Below are 20,009 nucleotides of genomic sequence, written 5' to 3' on the forward strand. Positions count from 1 at the left end.
TTCCAGCAGGCTTTTAGTGAGCGTAGGTGGTCTCGGTGTTGGCGTCTTGGAACATCTCCGAGACGATCAGCCACGATCCATCCTGTTGACGCTGTAAGGCACGTAACGAGAAGTTGTCGCGGTCCAGCGTGCCGCCGCCGACCAGCCCCTGACCCTTGACCTGCAGGTGCGCGGAGACCAGCACCACTTCCGGGGTCAGCACCCGGAAACTGGTCTCCGGCGGACCGGCAAACTCGCCGCGTCTGAAATTCTCGTCGGCGAACAGGCCGCGCAAGTGCGCCACGATGTCATCGCGGCCGCGCTTGACCGTGCCGAAGGCGTTGACGAAGTCGGCGTCGCCGGAGTACACCCCCAGCAGGGGCTCGGCGTCACGCTCGTTAAACGCCTTCAGCAGCGTCAGCAGCGTCTTGCCGATCGCTTCCTGATCCGCCTGTGGCAGCTGGGAGAAGTCGGCCACTACAGGAAATCCAGTGCCTCGACCGTCGCGATCGGGCCTTCATGTGTCGGCCGGTTCGCGCCACCGATGACATAGACCGTGTTGCCTACCGTGGCCACCACCTCGGCGTGCCGCGGCGTGGGCATCGGAGGCAACGTGCTCCACTTCCCTTCGGAGATGTCGTACATCTCAATGACGTTGAGCACCCGGGTCGGCTCTTCGCCACCGACCGCCAGAATCCGGCCGTCAATGTAGGTGGCGCCGAAGCTTCCCCGTGGCGTCGGCATGCCGACCAACTTGGTCCATTGCCCTGATTGCGGGTCGAACCGCTCGAGCGCGGCGGAGTTCTTGTCCGAGGACAGGAACCGCCCGCCAACCGTGTACACGTAGGTGCCATCGGAGACCGCGGCGAGGTGCTCGCGCGGGGTGGGCATGTCCGCGGCGTCCTTCCATGAACTGCCGTCGAAGACCTCGGTCTGCGGGACGAGTTGCTTGGCGTTCTGGCCGCCGACCGCGACGAGCTTGTCACCCACCACCGCCGCCGCCAGCGCCGCGCGAGCGTGCGTGAGTGGTGGTAGCTCCGCCCAATTGCCGCCGCGCAGGGCGAACACCTTGTTAGACCCGCTGGCGATGTTGTCGCTCGCGCCGCCGAGCACGACCACCTCACCCCGGTAGGTCGCCGCCGCCGCATGGTGCAGCGGGACGGGCAGCGGCGGCCCGGTCTCCCAGGCTCCGGTCTTCGGGTCGAAACTCTCGACCGTCTGCAGGGCGACGCCGTTTTGCAGCCCGCCCATGATCCAGATCTTGTTGTTGAGCACTGCCCACGCCATCATCAGCCGGGCGGTGGGTGCGTCCGGCAGGGAACGCCATTGGGCGGCCGGCTGAATCTTGCGGGCCGGCAGTTTTAGCGCTTCCGCCGTCGACACCGCCTGGTTATCGCCGATGGCGGTCGATCCGCCGATCGCATATACGGACTTCTCGACCGCCGCGACCGCCATGCCGTGCCGCGGGGTCGTCATGTCGGGCAGACCGGACCACGTTTTGCTCATCAGATCGAACACCGAAACGCTCTTGAGGACTTGCCCTCCGGAAATGCCGCCGACGGCTACCAGCCGGCCATCGGTGATGGCGACGCCAAGATCACTGCGCGCCTGGGGAAGTGCGGGCAACGTCGTCCAGGTCTTCGCGACGGGGTCATACGCCTCGACGTTGACCTGGTCGGAATCTCCGGTGGTGCCGCCCACCGTGTAGACGAGCTTTCCGTCCGACGCCGCCGCCAGCTGCTGGCGCGGCGTGGGTATCGGAGCGCCGAGGCTCCAGGACGTGCCGTCGAAGACCTCGGTGGTGTTCAGCAGCGTGCCGTTGGCGTCGACACCTCCCGTGACGACCAGGCGGTCGCCCACGACCGCGGCCCCCGCCGCCGCGCGTGGCTGCAGGAGATGGGGCACCTCCACCCAGTGGCTGTTGACAACTCGCCAAACCTGGTCGGTCGCAACGTTTTTACCGCCAACGGACTTCCAGCCACCGAGCACAACGGGGTTTCCCTGCCAGTTGACCGCCATTGCGTCCTGCACGGCAACGGGTAGATCGTCGCCGCCTTTCCAACTGTCGATGACGGGGTCGTAACCCTCTTGCAGTGCCGTGACAGCGCCGTCGCTGCGAATCCCGCCGAAGACCCAGATGGTGCCGTCGACCTGCGTCGTCGCCGCCGCAACGCGCGACACGCGATCGTTCGTGATCGGCTTCCACACGACCGGCGCCTGGGTCGGCGGCGGGCTCGCGACCGGCTTCTGGTTGTTGTCGGGTTTCAGCCCGAAGTAGAGACCGCCGACGACCAACAGCACGACTAGGACGGCGGCGCCGGCGACCATCGCAACGCGATTGCGCTTCTTGCCCGGGTCCGCGAACCACTCCCGCATCTTCACCAAGAACGGCTTTCGCCAGGAAGGCGGGACCGAACCGGAGGACGCCGGTTGCCCGGGACTGCCCGGCGGGTTGATTCCGGAGCCACCGCTCGCCGGTGTCGGTGTCGAAGCACCCACGTACGCTTGGGTTTCCGCGCTGTGGGCGCCCCGCAAGATATTCGCCGCTTCGGAGAACTCGTCCGGATCCGGCGGCTCGGGCTGCAGGCGCGGGGAAGCGCCGCCGATGATGTCGCTCATCGGCCTGGTGGGGCCGGGGTCCGCGGCCGGCCGGGCTGATCCCGGAACGGTCGACGTAGTCCCATCCGGCGCCGGCGCCGGCGCGACCGCCTCGCCCGGAGCGACCGAAGACTCAGCGACGTTGGGCTGCTTGTTCAGCGTGCTTCCCGATTCGGGTCCGGTGCTGGTGATTGCCATCGAATCGGGCCGTAAACCGTTGAGGCGCTGCGCGGATTGCAATTCGCGGCCGAACTCCGCCGCGGACACCGGCCGCTCCGCCGGATCGATAGCCATCGCATGCTCGACCGCGGCGCACACCGCCTCCGGGATTCCTTCCGGGCGCATGTCCGGGATCCGCGTCGTGCTGATGCGCAGGTACTGCGCGACGAGATCCTCGTCGTTCTTGCGTTCGTGCGCAGCCCCGCCCGCAATCAGCGCATAGATCGTGGCGCCCAGTGAATAGAGATCGGAAGCGACCGTCGCTGGTTTACCGGTCATGACCTCCGGTGCAGTGTAATCGATTGTGCCGGAGAAGAATCCGGTCGCAGTCTCGTAACCGCCTTCGATGTGGGCGATCCCGAAATCGCTCAGCTGCGGTTCACCGTAATCGCTGACGAGCACGTTGGCAGGCTTGATATCGCGGTGCAAGGTACCGCTTCGGTGCGCGGTTTCCAGCGCCCCACAAAGCTTTACGGCGATACGTAACGCCTCGGGCCAGGCGGTTGGCCCTTCTCGGCGCAACCGGACCGCCAGGGAATCCGAGGCCATGTACGGCATCACGATGTAGGGCCGGCCGTTGTCGGTCACGCCGACGCGCAGGATGTTGACGATGTTCGGATGCCCCGAGAGCCCACCCATCGCATAGCCTTCGCGCAGAAAACGTTCCCGGCTCCCTTCGTCGATATGCGACGGCAGCACCTTGATCGCGACGTTGCGCCCGAGCGCCGTTTCGTAGGCGCAATAGATCACCCCGGCGCCGCCCCTGGCTACTTGGCGTGCGTCCTCGAATCCAGCGGCGCCCAACTCCGCGATGATGCCGCCCGACGCGTCTTTGGCGGACCCGTCACCCATATTCTTGGCGCTCAACTTCCCCGCGATTGTCGAATTCGCGAGCTCAAGAGTATCGCTCGGCAACTCCCCGGGGACACGATTCGGTCATGATCAATCCGGCGGTAATCGACAGCGGCCCCGTGCGTGCCGCCTCTGAACGCGCGAAACGACCAGACAATGACGGCCCGAACGGCCGTACTAACGGAAATCGAGGTCGCCGACCGTTGCCGGGACCTCGCCGTGGCGCGGGGTCGGCATCGGGGCGATTTTGATCGAAACACCTTCTGATGTCTTGGGTTTCCTGCGGGTTGACCCTCGGCCACAATGAACCTATGACACTGGATCTGACTGGGTACTTCGAGCGCATCAACTATGGGGGTGCCGTCGAGCCGACCCAGGATGTGCTGCAGGATCTGATGACCGCTCACACGCAAGCCATCCCGTTCGAGAACCTCGATCCGGTGATGGGTGTGCCGGTCGACGACCTGAGCCCAGACGCCCTGATCGACAAACTGGTTCATCGGCGCCGGGGTGGCTACTGCTACGAGCAAAACGGGCTGATGGGCTACGTGCTGGCCGAAGTCGGCTTTCGGGTGCGCCGATTGGCGGGGCGAGTGATCTGGATGGTGGCGCCCGACGCCCCATCGCCGGCGCAGACCCACACGGTTTTGGCAGTGACGTTCCCCGGCTCGCAGGGGTCCTACCTTGTTGACGTCGGTTTCGGCGGCCAGACCCTGACCTCTCCTATTCGCTTCGAAATCGGCAACGCCCAGCCAACGACGCATGAGCCCTATCGGCTGCAGGACCACGGTGACGGCCTGGTGCTGCAGGCCCAGGTCCGGGGTGAGTGGCAGTCGCTGTACGAATTCGGCACCGAAACCCGGCCGCAGATCGATCTGAAGGTGGGGAGTTGGTACGTGTCGACAAACCCCGCCTCGCAATTCGTCACCGGCCTGATGGTTGCATTGGTCAGCGACGACACCAGGCTCAACCTGTCCGGCCGCAACCTGGCCATCCATCGCGACGGGGGGACCGAAAAGATCGTTCTTGACGATGCGGCCGCGGTCGTCGACGCCCTCAGGGACCGGTTTGGAATCAATATCGACGATGTCGGCGAGCGCGGCCAGCTCGAAGCACGCATCGACAGTATTCTCGGCAATTGAGCGCCTAAATCGGGTGCAAAAATACCGGTCTGACAAATCGATCCGGGACCGTTCCGGCAGCGCTACCAGGCCGCGAGCGGTGGCAAATGGGCCAATAGTCGCCCGATCGTGATCTCCGCCATAGCGAACCAGTGCGGCAAATACCACACGCGCGGATTAATCTGTCCTACCGTGAGTCGGAATCTGTGTTTGGACGTCGTCGTGCCCACCGCGGGCGATGCGGACCCTTTCGCTTCCGACTCTGGTCCGATCCTCGCGCCCGAGGGTTTGACGTTAATCTCATATTTTGACCACAACCGGGCCGAGCACGGCGACAGCCCGGCATACCGCTTCCTTGACTACTCGCAGGAACCGGACGGGCGGCCGGTAGTGCTCACCTGGAACCAGTTGTGGACCCGGGTCTGCGCGATCGGCGCCCGGGTGCGGCAGGTCACCCAGCCGGGGGATCGGGTGGCGATCCTCGCGCCGCAGGGCCTCGACTACGTGGCGGCATTCTTCGGTGCTGTCCATGCGGGCGCTATCGCGGTTCCGCTGTTTGCGCCGACCATGTCCGGGCATACCGAGCGGCTGGCGGCGGTAGTGGCCGACGCCCGCCCTGCCGTGGTGTTGACGACGACCGCCGTTGCGGAGTCGGTTCGAACGTTTATTCGGACGCTGGCGCCAAACGAGCGCCCGCGGATGATCGCGGTGGACGCGGTACCGGACACACTCGGTTCGATGTTCACCGGCGCGACCCTCGACACCGACGACATCGCTTACTTGCAGTACACCTCGGGCTCGACGCGGTCACCGGCCGGTGTGGAGATCACCCATCGGTCCGTCTATACGAACGCGATGCAGATGGTCGCGACCGGTGGGCTAGACGTCGACGTCCGGTCGGTGAGCTGGCTACCCCTGTACCACGACATGGGCTTGATGATGATCATGTTCACGGCGTTCTTCGGGGCCCAGGTCACGCTCATGGATCCGATGGCGTTTCTTCGCCGCCCTTACCGCTGGATCAAGCAATTGGGCATCGAGTCGACCTACGGCCGTACCTTCGCCGCGGCGCCGAACTTTGCCTTCGAATTGACGGCCGAGCGGGGCTTGCCTCCGGCGGGCGAGGCGCTCGACCTCAGCAACGTTGTCTGCCTGCTCAACGGATCCGAGCCCGTCACGATGTCGGCGATCGAGAAGTTCACCAACGCGTTCGCTCCCCACGGTCTGCCCGCGAACGCGATCAAGCCGTCCTACGGGATGGCCGAAGCGACGCTGTCGGTGGCCAGCATCTCTCAGGACGCCACGGCGAGCGCCATCTTCCTCGACCGTGAACAGCTCGGCGCGGGCCGCGCGGTGATCGTCGCACCCGAGGTGGCGGGCGCGGTCGCCCAGGTGTCGTGCGGGCAGCCGATCCCCGATCAGTGGCTGGTCATCGCCGACCCGGACGGTGCCGAGGTGCCCGACGGCACCGTGGGCGAAATCTGGTTGCAAGGCAACAACATCGGTCGCGGGTACTTCGGGCGCGACGACGAGACACGACGCGTGTTCGGCAACAAGCTGCAGTCCCGGCTCGACCCCGGCAGCCACGCCGAGGGCACCGCCGACAACGGTTGCTGGCTGGCGACCGGTGATCTCGGTGTCTACGTCGACGGCGAGCTGTACCTAACCGGCCGGATCAAGGACTTGATCATCATCGATGGTCGCAACCATTACCCGCATGACATCGAAACCACGGTCAGCGAATCCTCGCGCGCCGTCCGCAGCGGCTATGTCGCGGCCTTTTCCGTGCCGGCCGCTGCACTCGACTCGCCGGCCGGTAACGCCGGTGAGCAGGTTGTTGTCATGGCCGAGCGTGCGGCGGGAGCGGGCCGCACCGAGCGAGAGCAGGTCATCGAGACCGTGCGCGCCGCGATCTCACGCCATCACCACATCCGGGTCGCCGACGTGCTGCTCGTGGCCGCCGGCACCATCCCCCGCACGACGAGCGGGAAACTCGCCCGCAGTGCCTGCCGGGCCGAGTACCTCGCGGGCAAGTTCAACCGCTGACCGACAGCCACGGCCCCATTCGGCGCAGGGCTTCTTCGATGTCGCTCGTCGGTCCGGCGAACGACAGCCGGACAAACCTGTTGCCTCGCGCGGTGTCGAAGTCGATACCGGGAGCAATCGCAATACCGGTGTCGACCAACAACTTTGAGCAGAATGCCAGCGAGTCGTTGGTGAAGTCCGAGACGTCGGCGTAGACGTAGAACGCACCGTCGGTGGGTGCCAGCCGGTCGATGCCGATTCCGCGCAGCCCGTCGAGCAGCAGCGAGCGGTTGACCGTGTAGTGGGTCAGGTTGCCGTCTGCTTCTGCGGTTGCCTCCGGGGTGAAGGCGGCCACCGCGGCGACCTGCGACAGGACGGGCGGGCAGATGGTGAAGTTGCCGGTCAGACAGTCCACCGCGCGGCGCAGCTCGGGCGGCACCAGCAGCCAGCCCAGCCGCCAGCCGGTCATCGCGTAATACTTGGAAAAGCTGTTGACCACCACCGCATTTCGCGATGTCTGCCAGGCGCAGCTGGTCTGCGGGGCTCCTTCGTATACCAGCCCGTGGTAGACCTCATCACTGATCAGCCGTGCTCCGGCGGCGTCGCACCAGGATGCGATCGCCGCGAGTTCCCCGGGGGGTATGACGGTTCCGGTGGGGTTGGCCGGGCTGGCGACGACGACGCCCCGCACCGGTGGGTCGAGTTCGGCGAGCATCTGCGCGGTGGGCTGGAATCGGGTCTCCGGACCGCATGGGATCTCCACCACCTCACATCCCAACGCCGACAGGATGTTTCGATAGCACGGGTAGCCGGGGCTGGCCAGCGCCACCCGATCCCCGACGTCAAAGCACGCCAGAAATGCCAGCAGAAACCCACCAGAGGAGCCCGTGGTGACCACCACCGCGTCGGGCTCGACGGAGATACCATGCAGGCGTTGGTAATTCGCCGCGATAGCGGCACGTAGCTCGGGAATACCCAAGGCCACGGTGTAGCCCAGCTCGTTGACGTGCAGCGCGGCCGCCGCGGCCGCACGAACCGGTTCGGGAGCGCCCACGCTGGGCTGGCCCGCCGACAGGTTCACCAGATCGCCGTGGCTGCGTTGGCGCTCCGCGGCGGCCAGCCAGACATCCATCACATGGAATGGTGGGATGCCGGCGCGCAATGCCACGGAGGCGTTCACGACGTCTTAAGCACCTCGGATTCCAGTTGGCGCAGCAGCTCTCGCGGCGAGCCGAGCAGTTGGGCGCTGCCATGCGCGCGTTTGAAATACAAGTGCATGTCGTGTTCCCAGGTAATTGCGATACCCCCGTGCAGCTGGATGCCCTCGCTCGTCACCGTCGAGAGCACCTCACTGGCAGCCAGCCGGGCGATTGCGGCGTTGGTGGGAGTGGGGTCGTTGCATGCGTCGGAGACTACGGCCCGGGCCGCGGCGATCGCGACATACAGATCGGCCATCCGATGTTTGAGTGCCTGGAAGCTACCAATCGGCCTGCCGAACTGCACTCGGTTCTTGGCGTATTCGACGGTCAGTTCCAGACAGCGTTCTGCGGCCCCGATTTGCTCGGCCGCCAGCAGGATGGCCGCGGTATCGGCGAGGCCGGGGTCGGGGCCCAGCGTGACGGTGTCCTCGGGCTGGACTCGGGCCAGCCGGCGGGTGGGGTCCATCGTGACCACGGGCTGCGCGCTGAACCGCGTCCACCTGCTCAGTTGGCCATCAGCCACGGCAACGACGACGTCGGCGATGTCGCCGTTGACCACATAGTCGGCATCGAGGACCAGCGCCCCGATCGAGGTGCCCGCCGCCAGGGATTCCAGCGTTTCGGCGTCCGGCTCAGGTGCGGCCAGCAGCGCCAGCTGCGTCAACGTCGTGCCCAGCAGTGGGGAGGGTACCAAGGCGCGACCAAGCTCCTGCAGAACTGTTGCGGCGTCGGCTAATTCACCGCCGGCCCCACCCAGTTCCTCGGGTATCACCAGGGCGGCGGCGCCGACCTGCTCGCACAGCAGCTGCCACAGTGCTTCGTCGTAGCCGCGCTCGGATTCCATGGCCGCGCGGACCGCCGCCGGATTGGCGTGCTTGGCGACCAGCGCCGCGACGGTTTCCCGTAGCAGCTCCCGTTCTTCACTCACAATGCCTCCAACACTCGGCGCCGGTGCGCCTCGGGCGTACCCCAGGCCGATCGCAAAGCTTGTACCCGCAGCAGCCATAGTGACAGGTCGTGTTCCTGGGTGAAGCCGATTGCACCGTGGGTCTGCAACGCCGAGCGGGCAGCCAGCAGAGCGGCGTCGGCCGCAGCTGCTTTGGCGGCGCTCACGTCGCGCTCGGCAGCCCTGGTGTCGTCGGCCAGCGCCAGCGCGGCGCCGTATACCAGCGGGCGAGCCAATTCGATCGCGATGTGCACGTCGGCCAGCTTGTGCTTGATCGCCTGATACGAGCCGATGACCCGGCCGAACTGCGTGCGCTGCTTGGCGTAGTCGACGGTGTCATTCAGCAGCGCCTCGGCGATGCCGACCAGCTGCGCGGCGGTGGCCAGTGCCCCGAACTCAAAGGCGCGCTTGGTATCTGCCTGCCAGGTCTCGCCGGTTGTCGTCACGTCGTACAGCCGCCGGCTGGGGTCGACGGACCGGTGGCACTCACCCGCGATTGCCTCGCTGACGCCCTCGTCGGTGGCCAGCAGCACCAGTCCGGCAGCTTCGGCGTCAACCGCGCGCGGAGTGTGCGGCGGCAACGCGACAGTGGCGATCAGCTCACCGGACGACAACTCGGCGCTGCGTTCGTCCCCGGCGAGCAAAACCGGTGCCACGGCAATGGATTCGGCGACCGGGCCGGGCACACACCAGCGCCCTAGGCGTTCAAGCGCGACCACCAGATCCACCGGGTGGGCTTCCAGGCCGTCGAATTTCTCCGGCACCGCCAGTGCGGTGACGCCGAGGTTGGCCAGCTGCTCCCAGACCTTGCGGCCGGGCGCGATGTCGCCGGCGGACCAAGCCCGCAGCGCGCCGGGCAGGTCGGCCGCGCTCAGTGCCGCGTCGATACTGGCCGCGAAGTCGCGCTGCTGTTCGTCGAGCGCAAATTTCACTTCTTGCCTCCCGACTTTTCGCGCGGCAGGCCCAGCAGCCGCTCGGAGATGATATTGCGCTGAATTTCGTTGGTACCAGCATAGATCGGGCCGCCCAGCGCGAACAGCAAGCCCTCGGTCCACGGGCCGGCAAGCTCCCCGTCGGCGCCCCGGATGTCGAGTGCGGTCTGATGGATCGTCACGTCGAGGTCCGACCAGAACACCTTGGTCACCGACGATTCGGCGCCCAGCTCGCCGCCGGCGGCCAGCCGGGTGACCGTGCCGAAGGTCTGCAGCCGGTAGGCCTGGGATTTGATCCAGGCATCGGCAACGCGATCGGCGAATTCGGTGGGCGAGCCGTTGTCTTTCCACAGCTGGACCAGCCGTTCGGCGGCCGCGACGAAGCGGGCCGGGCTGCGCAGTGACATCCCGCGCTCGTTGCTCGACGTGCTCATGGCCGCGCGCCAGCCGTCGTTCGGGGTACCGATGACGTCCTCGTCGGGCACGAAGACGTCGTCGAGGAAGATCTCACCGAAGCCGGTGTCCCCGCCCAGCTGCACGATTGGGCGCACGGTGACGCCCTTGGCCGACAGGTCGAACATGAAGTACGTCAACCCGTTGTGCCGCTCAGCTGCGGGGTCGGAGCGGAACAGTCCGAAGCCCATCTCGGCGAACGGCGCCCGCGAGCTCCAGATCTTCTGCCCGTTCAGCAGCCAGCCGCCTTCGGTCTGGGTTGCGGTGGACCGCAGCGACGCCAGGTCGCTGCCCGACTCGGGCTCCGACCAGGCCTGCGCCCAGATCTGTTCGCCGCTAGCCATTTTGGGCAGTATCCGGTCCAGCTGCTCATCGGTGCCATGCGCGAACAGCGTCGGCGCCAGCATCGAGAGGCCGTTGGCGCTGGCCCGGCCCGGTGCTCCGGCGCGGAAGTATTCCTCTTCGAACACCACCCAGTGCAGCAGCGGCGCGTCGCGGCCCCCGTATTTCTTCGGCCAGTTGATCACCGACAGGCCCGCGTCGAACAACACCTTGTCCCAATGGCGATGTTGGGCAAAGCCTTCCGCGTTGTCATAAGACTCCGTCGGGATCGACTCGGCGTTGGCCGACAGGAAATCCCGCACTTCGGCTTGGAAGGAAAGCGTCTCGTCGTCTAGTTCCAGATCCAATTCAGGCCAACTCTCGCAGTTGTGGTTTGACCACCTTGCCGCCGGCATTGCGCGGCAACGCGTCGACGAACCGCACCGACCGTGGGGCCTTGAAGTTCGCCAAATGTTCCCGGGTATAAGCGATTACCGACTGTTCGTCGAGGTGTGCGCCGGGCCGGGTCACCACGAACGCGCGGCCCACTTCGCCGAGGCGCTCGTCAGGAACTCCGATCACCGCGACGTCGGCCACCCCGTCCATCCGGGCCAGCACTTGCTCGATCTCCGCGGGGTAGACGTTGAATCCGCCGCAGATGTACATGTCCTTGAGCCGGTCGGTGATGCGCAGGTTGCCTGCCTTGTCGACCTCGCCGATGTCCCCGGTGTGCAGCCAGCCGTCGGTATCGATGGCCGCCGCAGTGGCTTCCGGGTCGTCGAGGTAGCCGAGCATCACGTTGGGTCCGCGCAGGAGCACCTCTCCGGATTCGCCGGGTGCGCCCGAATCGATGCGCAATTCGAAGTCAGCGAATGGACGCCCACACGTGGTCGCGACCGTCACCGCGTCGTCGTCGGCGCGGCAACTGGTGCCCATGCCGTTGGCCTCGGTCAGGCCGTACGCGGTCAGCACGATGTCGATGTCGAGCTCGGATTGCATGCGCTCCACCAACACGACCGGAACCGTGGCCGCGCCGGTCACCGCGAACCGCAGCGAGCTCAGGTCGTAGTCACCGCGCGCCGGGTGATCGAGCAGCATCTGGTAAATCGTTGGCGGTCCGGGCAATACGGTGATGCGGTGTTGCTCGATCGCCTGCAGTGCGCGCAGCGGATCAAACGTCAGGTGCGGGATCAACGTCGCACCGGTTTGCAGGCAGGCCAGGATGCCGGCCTTGTAGCCGAAGTTGTGGAAGAACGGGTTGATGCACAGGTAGCGGTCATCGCTGGTGATCTTGCCGTTGGCGGCCCACGACGCCGAGGCCGACAGCGATTGCCGGTGCGCGCAACGCACGCCTTTGCTGCGGCCGGTGGTTCCGGAGGTGAACAGAATGTCGCTGACATCGTCGGGGATCACGGCGGACGCGCGAGCGAGGACCGCGGCTGTGCCTTCCGGCTCGGAGCCCCGCTCGATGAACTCGTCCCAGGTTCCGGCCCCAGTCTCGTCGGCGTCGATCGGTATCCGCACGATGTGCCGCAGCGCGGGCAGCGCGGCGCGGTCCAGGTCGGCAAGGCGATCGTTGCCGAGGAATTGACCCATCCCGAACAACACCGGCGCATCGGTGCGCGCCAGGATATCGCTGGCCTCCGACGCGGTGTAGCGGGTGTTCAGCGGCACCATCGTGGCGGCGGCGTGATGAATCCCGAGGCAGGCGATCACCCAGTGCCAGGTGTTGGGTGACCAGACGGCCACCCGGTCGCCATGCTCGACGCCGAGTGCGATCAGTGCGGCGGCCGCGCGGTGTACTTCGTCGCGCAGTTCGGTGGCGGTGAAGGAGCGATCATCGGTAATCAATGCGTCGTGATCGGGGAATTGACGCGCGAAACGATCCAGCGCCGCGGGCACGGTGCGCGGATCGTTGGTCATCGGTGACGCTCCTAACAAAGCAAGTGCTTGGTAGGTTAGCCTACAGGGCATGCAGGACGTCGAGGAGTTCCGGGCGGAGGTCCGCCGTTGGCTCGCCGACAATCTGGTCGGCGAATTCGCAGCGCTGCGGGGCCTTGGCGGGCCCGGGCGCGAGCATGAGGCATTCGAAGAGCGCCGGGCATGGAACCAGCATCTTGCCGCGGCGGGACTGACCTGTCTGGGCTGGCCCGTCGAACACGGCGGACGGGGGCTTTCGACCGCGCACCGAGTGGCGTTCTACGAGGAGTACGCCCTCGCGGACGCTCCGGACAAGGTCAACCATTTCGGCGAGGAGCTGCTCGGTCCGACGCTGATCGCGTTCGGCACACAAGAGCAACAGCAGCGTTTCCTGCCGCGGATCCTCGATGTCTCCGAGCTGTGGTGTCAGGGATATTCGGAGCCGGGTGCCGGCAGTGACCTGGCCAACGTGGCGACCACCGCCGAACTCGACGGCGATCAATGGGTGATCAACGGCCAGAAGGTGTGGACATCGCTGGCCCACCTATCGCAGTGGTGCTTCGTGGTCGCGCGCACCGAGAAGGGCTCCAAGCGGCACGCCGGATTGTCGTATCTGCTGGTACCGCTGGACCAGCCGGGTGTCGAAGTGCGACCGATCGTCCAGATCACCGGCACCGCGGAGTTCAACGAAGTCTTCTTCGACGACGCCCGCACCGATGCCGGCCTGGTTGTTGGCGAACCGGGCGACGGCTGGCGGGTCGCGATGGGAACGCTGACCTTCGAACGCGGTGTGTCGACCCTGGGGCAGCAAATCGTCTATGCCCGTGAGCTTTCCAATCTGGCCGAACTCGCGCAGCGCAACGGTGCCGCCGAGGACCCGTTCATCCGGGAACGGCTGACCCGGGCCTGGACCGGCCTGCGGGCCATGCGCAGCTATGCGCTGGCGACCATGGACGTCGAGCAGCCCGGCCAGGACAATGTGTCAAAGTTGTTGTGGGCTAATTGGCATCGCGATCTGGGTGAGCTGGCGATGGATGTGATCGGCAAGGCCGGCATGACGTTATCGGACGGCGAATTCGACGAGTGGCAGCGGCTGTTCCTGTTCACCCGCGCCGACACCATCTACGGCGGATCCAACGAGATCCAGCGCAATATCATCGCCGAGCGGGTGCTCGGCCTACCTCGGGAGGTCAAGGGATGAGTTTGGCCGAAGCGCCCAAAGAGATTGCCGGACACGGACTTCTGGACGGCAAGGTGGTGGTGGTGACCGCGGCCGCAGGCACCGGTATCGGTGCGGCGACCGCACGGCGGGCCTTGGCCGAGGGCGCGGACGTGTTGGTCTCAGACCATCACGAGCGCCGGCTGGGGGAGACCGCCGCCGAGCTGGCGGCACTGGGGTTGGGTCGGGTTGAAAGTGTGGTCTGCGACGTGACTTCGACCGCTCAAGTCGACGCGCTTATCGATTCGGCCACCGCCCGGCTGGGCCGCCTCGACGTGCTGGTCAACAACGCCGGGCTGGGTGGCCAGACACCGGTCGCCGACATGACCGACGAGGAATGGGACCGTGTCCTCAACGTCAGCCTGACGTCGGTGTTTCGCGCCACCCGTGCCGCCCTGCGGTACTTCCGGGACGCGCCGCACGGCGGTGTGATCGTCAACAACGCCAGTGTGCTCGGCTGGCGGGCGCAGCACTCGCAGTCGCACTACGCAGCCGCCAAAGCGGGCGTGATGGCGCTAACCCGATGCAGCGCGATAGAAGCAGCCGAGTACGGCGTGCGGATCAACGCGGTGTCGCCGAGCATCGCGCGGCACAAGTTCCTGGACAAGACGACGTCGGCCGATCTGCTCGACCGGCTCTCCGCCGGCGAGGCGTTCGGTCGCGCCGCCGAGCCGTGGGAAGTAGCGGCCACCATCGCGTTCCTGGCCAGCGATTACTCCAGCTACCTCACTGGCGAGGTCATCTCGGTGTCCAGCCAACATCCGTGATCTCGACTGGCCAAGCAAGCGCTTGGTTGATACTCTGATCGGGTGGACCGAATGACCGGTCAGGCGAACAGCCGGCGAGACGAACTACTGGGGCTCGCTGCGACCATGTTCGCCGAGCGCGGCTTGCGCGCCACCACCGTGCGCGATATCGCTGACGGCGCGGGCATCTTGTCCGGCAGCCTGTACCACCATTTCTCCTCGAAAGAGGAGATGGTCGACGAGTTGCTGCGCGACTTCCTCGATTGGTTGTTCACCCGCTACCGCGAGATCGTCGACAGCGAACCCAATCCGCTAGAGCGGCTCAAGGGACTGTTTATGGCGTCGTTCGAGGCGATCGAGAATCGGCATGCGCAGGTCGTCATCTATCAGGACGAAGCCCAGCGATTGCTGTCGCAGCCCCGGTTCTCCTACATCGAGGACATGAACCGGCAGCAACGCAAGATGTGGGTCGAGGTGCTCAATCAAGGTGTCGACGAAGGCTACTTCCGGCCCGACCTGAACGTCGACCTCATCTACCGCTTCATCCGTGACACCACCTGGGTGTCGGTCCGCTGGTATCAACCCGGCGGGCCACTCACCGCAGTGCAGGTGGGTGAGCAATATCTCGCCATGGTGCTTGGCGGGATCACCGCGGAATCCAGAAAGACTGAAGAAGGAGTCTGAAAAATGGCAGAGGCGTACGTCATTGACGCTGTACGTACCGCGGTTGGCAAGCGCAACGGAGCACTGGCCGGGATCCATCCCGTCGACCTGGGTGCTCACGCGTGGCGCGGATTGCTCGACCGGGTCGATGTCGACCCCGCCGCGGTTGAGGATGTGATCGCCGGCTGCGTCGACGCCATCGGGGGGCAGGCGGGCAACATCGCCCGGCTCTCGTGGCTGGCCGCCGGCTATCCCGAGGAGGTTCCTGGCGTCACCGTGGACCGCCAGTGCGGTTCCAGTCAACAGGCGATTTCCTTTGGCGCCCAAGCGATCATGGCGGGTACGGCCGATCTGATCGTGGCCGGCGGCGTGCAGAACATGAGTCAGATTCCGATCTCGTCGGCGATGACGGTCGGCGAGCAATTCGGATTCACCTCGCCGACTAACGAATCCAAGCAGTGGCTGCACCGCTATGGCGATCAGGAGATCTCGCAGTTCCGTGGATCGGAACTGATCGCCGAGAAGTGGAACCTGTTGCGCGAAGAGATGGAGCAGTACGCGCTGACCAGTCACGAGCGCGCATTCGCGGCGATCCGTGGCGGCCACTTCGACAACGAAATCATCACTCTTGAGACCGAATCCGGTCCATTCCGGGTCGACGAGGGTCCGCGCGAGTCAACGTTGGAGAAGATGGCCGGCTTGAAGACGCTGGTCGAAGGGGGCCGACTGACCGCGGCGATGGCCAGTCAGATTTCCGACGGTGCCAGCGCTGTGCTGCTGGCTTCCGAGCAGGCCGTCAAGGACCACAAGCTGACGCCCCGTGCCCGCATTCACCACATCAGTGCCCGCGCGGCCGACCCGGTATTCATGCTCACCGGGCCGATTCCCGCCACCCGCTACGCGCTGGACAAGACCGGGCTCTCCATCAGCGACATCGACACCGTGGAGATCAACGAGGCGTTCGCACCGGTCGTGATGGCGTGGCTCAAGGAGGTCAAGGCCGACCCGGAGAAGGTGAACCCCAACGGCGGCGCGATCGCCCTCGGGCACCCGTTGGGCGCCACCGGCGCAAAGCTGTTCACCACCATGCTCAACGAGCTTGAGCGCATCGGCGGCCGCTATGGGTTGCAGACGATGTGCGAGGGCGGCGGCACGGCCAACGTCACAATCATCGAACGGCTCTAGCGGTCGGCGCGGGTGGCCTGGCTCCACACTCGACGCGGGGCGTCGCCCGCCTTACCGCGACACTGAAACCACGCACACGACACGCCGGGCGGAGTGTGCGTAGTTTCAGTTTCGGCGCAGTGGCCTAGCTCCACACTCGACGCGGGCTAGGACTGCACGAACGCCGATGCCGCTTGCAGGTGCTCGATCGCGTCGCGCACGATCGACTCGATCAACTCGGCGCACGACGGCAGGTCCTCGAGAATGCCCGCGACCTGTCCGGACGCCAGCACCCCGGCCTCGGTGTTGCCCTCAACGAGCCCGGCTTTCAGCAGCATTGGAGTGTTCGCGGCCATCACCACCTGCGACCAGGTCATCTCCTTGCCGCGGCGCATCGCCAGGCCGTCGGTGATTATCGATCGCCAGGTCATCTGCGACATGTGCTTGAATTTCCCGGCATTACGCACCGCGGCGGTCAGTCCCCTTACCGGCGAACCGTTTTCCAGCTTCTCGACCAGCCCGGTGCGCAGCACTCGATGCGGCATGCCATCGACGCGCGTGGTGACCACCGTGCCGTCAAGGGCTGACTCGAGGTAGCGGCGCTTAACCGATTCGGGAACGGTCGAATCCGAAGTGAGCAGAAACCGGGTGCCCATCGCCACACCGGCCGCGCCGTAAGACAGCGCCGCCGCCAGCCCGCGTCCGTCGAAGAACCCGCCCGCCGCGATGACGGGGATTCCGGTCCCTTTCACGGCATCCAGCACCGACGGCAGCAACAGCGTGGTGGCGACGGGTCCGGTGTGCCCACCGCCCTCGCCGCCCTGCACGATCATCGCGTCGGCGCCCCAGCTCGCGACCTTGCGCGCATGTTTGGCCGCGCCGATCGACGGGATGACCACCGCGCCGGCCTCTTTGAGCCGGGCGATCAGCTCCGGCTTGGGCGCCAGTGCGAACGACGCCACCTTCACGCCCTCGCGGATCATCAACTCGACCCGATCGCCGGCATCGGCGGCGTCGGCGCGCATGTTCACGCCGAACGGTTTGTCAGTGGCGGCCTTGACCTTGCCGATGGCCGTCGCCAGCTCGTCCAGCGTCATGGTGGCCGACGCCAGAATGCCGAGCCCGCCCGCGTTGGCCGTGGCCGACACGAGCCGAGCTCCGGCCACCCAGCCCATCCCGGTTTGCACCACCGGGTGCTCGACGCCGACCAGATCGGTCAGCGGCGTGCGCAGCTTCATGACCGTATCTCTCGGTCCCGCACGGACTTCGGGTCGATCGTTTCGCGGATCAGGCGCAGTTCGTCGTCGGTCGGCAGTCGGCTCTCCTCGGCATCCTCGAGGCCGTGGATGTCAAAGGACGTCGCTTCGCGGACCTCCTCCGCCGATACCCCGGGATGCAGGGTCAGCGCCCGCATTGTCCGGTCCGGCCCGCCGAAGTCGAAGACGCCAAGGTTCGACACCACCCGATACGTGTTGGCAAAGCGGAATGCCGGATTGTCGACGTCGACATTGTCCCAGCCGACTCCGCACACGATATCGACCTTCTCGCAGAACACCCGCTTGGAGTGGCTGCCGACCCAGTAACTGGTCGCATGGTTGATCGCATTGCCGGGCGCACCGCGTACCCCGAACATCTGCCGGGTGGGCTGCTGCAGCGGACCGAACGCCGAGAGGTTCTGATTGCCAAAGCGGTCAACCTGATTGGCGCCCATCACTACATGCCGCCGCCCCCAGGCCAGCGTCTCGAACACGCGACCAAACGGCATCCACCCCTCGACGGCACCCGAGGCGCCCAGCGCAGGCGTGTCGGCCAGCAGCTGTGCCTCGCCGTCGGTCAGCACGATGTCGGGGGAGAACGTCAGCCGGGCCAGCCGCGCGCCGACCGAGGCCATGTTCGCCATCGGGCTGACCATGATTTCGCCGGCGTCCCTGAACAACTCGGCGCAGGCGACCGCACACACTTCGGCGCGAGTGCTCACTTCGAGGCCTCCTCTGCGAAAGCGCTTACAGCAGCCTGATATTCGGACTCGCCGCCGGACAGGTAGGTCGCGACGAACTTTTGCCAGCCCTCTTCGGTCGCGGCCGCCTCGGCATAGTGCCGCTGGAACTTCTCGTCTCGGCCGTAATCCGGTGCGGCGGTGGTGAAGTGGGCACCATTGGGTGCTTCGACGACCCCGTCGACCATCATCCGGTTCACCAGCAGCGCCTGCGGCGGCACCGCCTTGATCAGCTCCTGGGTGGATACCACGCGCTCCACGGACAAGTAGCGTTTCTCGGCGGCCATCAAGAACAGGTCGTCAAAGTACGGGTCGATGCCGGTGTAGGCCGCATTGCCTTGACTGTCACCAAGATTGAGGTGCACAAACGCCGCGTCCAGGCGTAGCGCCGGCATCGCGACCAGCGTCTCGTGCCCGCCGCCGGGCGCCGGGTAAGGGCTGGTCACCGTCGCCAGTTCGCCCTCCCAGAAGTCCAGCACCGAGCTGCCCAGTCCGGCGCGAATCGGCAGGAACGGTAGCCGTTGTGCGGCGGCCTGCAGACCACAGCGCAGCATGCCTTCGTCCATCTCTCGGGCCTCGATGAGTCCGCCGGTCCGGGCCTTGGCAAACCATGGATCGTAGAACGGCGGCGAATCCAGCGAGACGAAACCGTAGTAGACCCGTTTGACCTTGCCGGCCGAGCACAGCAGCCCCACGTCGGGTCCGCCGTAGCTGACCACGGTGAGGTCTTTGATGTCGGTGCGCAGCATCGCGCGTACGAACGCCATCGGCTTGCGCCGCGACCCCCAGCCACCGATACCAATGGTCATGCCGCTGCGCAACTGCGCGACAGCTTCGTCGAGAGTGGTTGTCTTGTCGGCCACTACGCGTCCTTACCCTTCTTCGTACCGGCGAACGCGTCGCGGTGCTCGTCGGCAACCCCGGCGAGGTTGAGTTCGAACGTAAAGCCTTGTTCCATGCGGTAACTCGAGTTGACTCGTTGAACGTCGATCAAGTTCAGCGCCTCCTTGGCCGCGCGGATCACGCGGGTGTCTTTGGCGGCGATGTCGCGGGCCACCCGCAAGGCGGCCTCGTCGAGTTGGTCGCGGGGCACGACCTCGTGCACCGAACCGAAGTGGTGCAGGGTGGCGGCGTCCACGGTGGCTGCGGTGAAAAACAATCGCCGCATCATGTGTTGGGGCACCAATCGCGACAGGTGCGTCGCCGCGCCCAGCGCACCGCGTTCCACCTCGGGCAGCCCGAAGGTGGCGTCGTCGGAGGCCACGATGACGTCGGCGTTGCCGACCAGGCCGATACCGCCGCCGACGCAGAATCCGTTCACCGCCGCGATCACGGGAACGGCGCATTCGTAGACCGCGCGGAAGGCCGCAAAGCAGCCGCGGTTGGCGTCGATCAACGCGGCGAAGCCCTCGGTGCGCTGCATCTCCTTGATGTCGACGCCGGCGTTGAATCCGCGGCCTTCGGCACGCAGGATTACGGCGCTGGTCTCGGGGTTCGCGCCGGCGGCCGTTATCGCGTCGGCGAGTTCGAACCAGCCTTGCGACGGGATGGCGTTGACGGGCGGGTAGTCGACGGTGACCGCGACGATGCCCGGTTCTGTGCTGGTGGACGTGATCGGCATTGCTCTTCCTTGTGGTCGACTACCTAAGCAAGCAC

17 protein-coding genes are annotated in these 20,009 nt (G+C 66.1%); 6 read left to right on the forward strand and 11 right to left on the reverse strand.

Features of this window, described 5'->3' with window-relative positions:
• Positions 1 to 13: 13 nt before the first annotated feature.
• The gene (locus tag ACTXG5_RS08810) at positions 14 to 457 is read right to left on the reverse strand and encodes a YybH family protein (RefSeq protein WP_445163301.1); all 444 of its coding nucleotides are present in this window, start codon (positions 455 to 457) and stop codon (positions 14 to 16) included.
• Positions 457 to 3,648 (reverse strand): Kelch repeat-containing protein, encoded by a 3,192-nt coding sequence (locus ACTXG5_RS08815; protein ID WP_445164328.1) that lies wholly within the window; start codon positions 3,646 to 3,648, stop codon positions 457 to 459. Before ACTXG5_RS08815 ends, ACTXG5_RS08810 begins: the two co-directional genes overlap by 1 nt.
• A gap of 311 nt (positions 3,649 to 3,959) precedes the next feature.
• On the opposite strand from ACTXG5_RS08815, the gene ACTXG5_RS08820 reads away from it, so the two are divergent.
• Both ACTXG5_RS08820 and ACTXG5_RS08825 read left to right on the forward strand, forming a co-directional pair.
• A complete protein-coding gene (locus ACTXG5_RS08820; protein WP_445163302.1) occupies positions 3,960 to 4,790 on the forward strand; it encodes an arylamine N-acetyltransferase family protein in 831 nt (276 codons plus the stop codon).
• Between the two features lie 189 nt (positions 4,791 to 4,979).
• Positions 4,980 to 6,815 (forward strand): fatty acyl-AMP ligase, encoded by a 1,836-nt coding sequence (locus tag ACTXG5_RS08825; RefSeq protein WP_445164329.1) that lies wholly within the window; start codon positions 4,980 to 4,982, stop codon positions 6,813 to 6,815.
• Here the strand turns inward: ACTXG5_RS08825 and ACTXG5_RS08830 are convergent.
• The 5 genes from ACTXG5_RS08830 to fadD3 are packed head-to-tail and all read right to left on the reverse strand — an operon-like array spanning position 6,805 to position 12,568.
• On the reverse strand, positions 6,805 to 7,926 hold the full coding sequence (locus tag ACTXG5_RS08830) for a pyridoxal phosphate-dependent aminotransferase (RefSeq protein ID WP_445164330.1): 1,122 nt from the start codon (positions 7,924 to 7,926) through the stop codon (positions 6,805 to 6,807). The two genes, ACTXG5_RS08825 and ACTXG5_RS08830, sit on opposite strands and share 11 nt — an antisense overlap.
• Positions 7,927 to 7,970: 44 nt before the next feature.
• The gene (gene ipdE2 / locus ACTXG5_RS08835; RefSeq protein WP_445163303.1) at positions 7,971 to 8,921 is read right to left on the reverse strand and encodes an acyl-CoA dehydrogenase IpdE2; all 951 of its coding nucleotides are present in this window, start codon (positions 8,919 to 8,921) and stop codon (positions 7,971 to 7,973) included.
• On the reverse strand, positions 8,918 to 9,871 hold the full coding sequence (locus ACTXG5_RS08840) for an acyl-CoA dehydrogenase family protein (protein WP_445163304.1): 954 nt from the start codon (positions 9,869 to 9,871) through the stop codon (positions 8,918 to 8,920). The genes ipdE2 and ACTXG5_RS08840 overlap by 4 nt, the downstream gene beginning before the upstream one ends.
• Positions 9,868 to 11,013 carry an acyl-CoA dehydrogenase family protein gene (locus tag ACTXG5_RS08845; protein WP_445163305.1) on the reverse strand — a complete coding sequence of 382 codons (1,146 nt, stop codon included), beginning with the start codon at positions 11,011 to 11,013 and terminating at the stop codon, positions 9,868 to 9,870. The genes ACTXG5_RS08840 and ACTXG5_RS08845 overlap by 4 nt, the downstream gene beginning before the upstream one ends.
• Before the next feature lies 1 nt (position 11,014).
• Positions 11,015 to 12,568, reverse strand: coding sequence for a 3-((3aS,4S,7aS)-7a-methyl-1,5-dioxo-octahydro-1H-inden-4-yl)propanoate--CoA ligase FadD3 (gene fadD3 / locus ACTXG5_RS08850; RefSeq protein ID WP_445163306.1), 1,554 nt, complete (start codon positions 12,566 to 12,568; stop codon positions 11,015 to 11,017).
• A gap of 49 nt (positions 12,569 to 12,617) precedes the next feature.
• Here fadD3 and ipdE1 point away from each other — a divergent pair, with 49 nt between their 5' ends.
• From ipdE1 to fadA6, 4 genes are read left to right on the forward strand one after another with little or no spacing between them, the layout of a single operon-like run.
• Positions 12,618 to 13,766 (forward strand): acyl-CoA dehydrogenase IpdE1, encoded by a 1,149-nt coding sequence (gene ipdE1, locus ACTXG5_RS08855; RefSeq protein ID WP_445163307.1) that lies wholly within the window; start codon positions 12,618 to 12,620, stop codon positions 13,764 to 13,766.
• On the forward strand, positions 13,763 to 14,551 hold the full coding sequence (ipdF, locus tag ACTXG5_RS08860; protein ID WP_445163308.1) for a (5R,7aS)-5-hydroxy-7a-methyl-1-oxo-2,3,5,6,7,7a-hexahydro-1H-indene-carboxyl-CoA reductase: 789 nt from the start codon (positions 13,763 to 13,765) through the stop codon (positions 14,549 to 14,551). Before ipdE1 ends, ipdF begins: the two co-directional genes overlap by 4 nt.
• 42 nt (positions 14,552 to 14,593) lie before the next feature.
• Positions 14,594 to 15,214 carry a TetR family transcriptional regulator KstR2 gene (gene kstR2 / locus ACTXG5_RS08865; protein WP_445163309.1) on the forward strand — a complete coding sequence of 207 codons (621 nt, stop codon included), beginning with the start codon at positions 14,594 to 14,596 and terminating at the stop codon, positions 15,212 to 15,214.
• A gap of 3 nt (positions 15,215 to 15,217) precedes the next feature.
• Positions 15,218 to 16,378 (forward strand): steroid 3-ketoacyl-CoA thiolase FadA6, encoded by a 1,161-nt coding sequence (fadA6, locus tag ACTXG5_RS08870; protein WP_445163310.1) that lies wholly within the window; start codon positions 15,218 to 15,220, stop codon positions 16,376 to 16,378.
• A gap of 146 nt (positions 16,379 to 16,524) precedes the next feature.
• Here fadA6 and ipdC read toward each other — a convergent pair whose 3' ends face one another.
• Genes ipdC through echA20 form a run of 4 tightly spaced genes read right to left on the reverse strand, consistent with a single transcriptional unit; the run spans position 16,525 to position 19,974 of the window.
• On the reverse strand, positions 16,525 to 17,595 hold the full coding sequence (gene ipdC, locus ACTXG5_RS08875) for a (3aS,4S,5R,7aS)-5-hydroxy-7a-methyl-1-oxo-octahydro-1H-indene-4-carboxyl-CoA dehydrogenase (RefSeq protein ID WP_445163311.1): 1,071 nt from the start codon (positions 17,593 to 17,595) through the stop codon (positions 16,525 to 16,527).
• A complete protein-coding gene (ipdB, locus tag ACTXG5_RS08880; protein ID WP_445163312.1) occupies positions 17,592 to 18,335 on the reverse strand; it encodes a cholesterol ring-cleaving hydrolase subunit IpdB in 744 nt (247 codons plus the stop codon). The genes ipdC and ipdB overlap by 4 nt, the downstream gene beginning before the upstream one ends.
• On the reverse strand, positions 18,332 to 19,216 hold the full coding sequence (gene ipdA, locus ACTXG5_RS08885) for a cholesterol ring-cleaving hydrolase subunit IpdA (RefSeq protein ID WP_445163313.1): 885 nt from the start codon (positions 19,214 to 19,216) through the stop codon (positions 18,332 to 18,334). Before ipdA ends, ipdB begins: the two co-directional genes overlap by 4 nt.
• Positions 19,216 to 19,974: a (7aS)-7a-methyl-1,5-dioxo-2,3,5,6,7,7a-hexahydro-1H-indene-carboxyl-CoA hydrolase gene (gene echA20 / locus ACTXG5_RS08890; protein ID WP_445163314.1), complete on the reverse strand. Its 759-nt coding sequence runs from the start codon at positions 19,972 to 19,974 to the stop codon at positions 19,216 to 19,218. Before echA20 ends, ipdA begins: the two co-directional genes overlap by 1 nt.
• Positions 19,975 to 20,009 lie beyond the last annotated feature (35 nt).

This window comes from Mycobacterium sp. Dal123C01 (genome assembly GCF_052566995.1).

Excerpts from the sequence above, each read along its gene's own strand:
- ipdF (WP_445163308.1), top strand. The coding sequence starts at position 13,763 with ATGAGTTTGGCCGAAGCGCCCAAAGAGATTGCCGGACACGGACTTCTG.
- ACTXG5_RS08820 (WP_445163302.1), top strand. The coding sequence starts at position 3,960 with ATGACACTGGATCTGACTGGGTACTTCGAGCGCATCAACTATGGGGGT.
- ipdE1 (WP_445163307.1), top strand. The coding sequence starts at position 12,618 with ATGCAGGACGTCGAGGAGTTCCGGGCGGAGGTCCGCCGTTGGCTCGCC.
- ACTXG5_RS08830 (WP_445164330.1), bottom strand. The coding sequence starts at position 7,926 with ATGGATGTCTGGCTGGCCGCCGCGGAGCGCCAACGCAGCCACGGCGAT.
- ACTXG5_RS08815 (WP_445164328.1), bottom strand. The coding sequence starts at position 3,648 with ATGGGTGACGGGTCCGCCAAAGACGCGTCGGGCGGCATCATCGCGGAG.
- ipdC (WP_445163311.1), bottom strand. The coding sequence starts at position 17,595 with ATGAAGCTGCGCACGCCGCTGACCGATCTGGTCGGCGTCGAGCACCCG.
- fadA6 (WP_445163310.1), top strand. The coding sequence starts at position 15,218 with ATGGCAGAGGCGTACGTCATTGACGCTGTACGTACCGCGGTTGGCAAG.
- echA20 (WP_445163314.1), bottom strand. The coding sequence starts at position 19,974 with ATGCCGATCACGTCCACCAGCACAGAACCGGGCATCGTCGCGGTCACC.
- fadD3 (WP_445163306.1), bottom strand. The coding sequence starts at position 12,568 with ATGACCAACGATCCGCGCACCGTGCCCGCGGCGCTGGATCGTTTCGCG.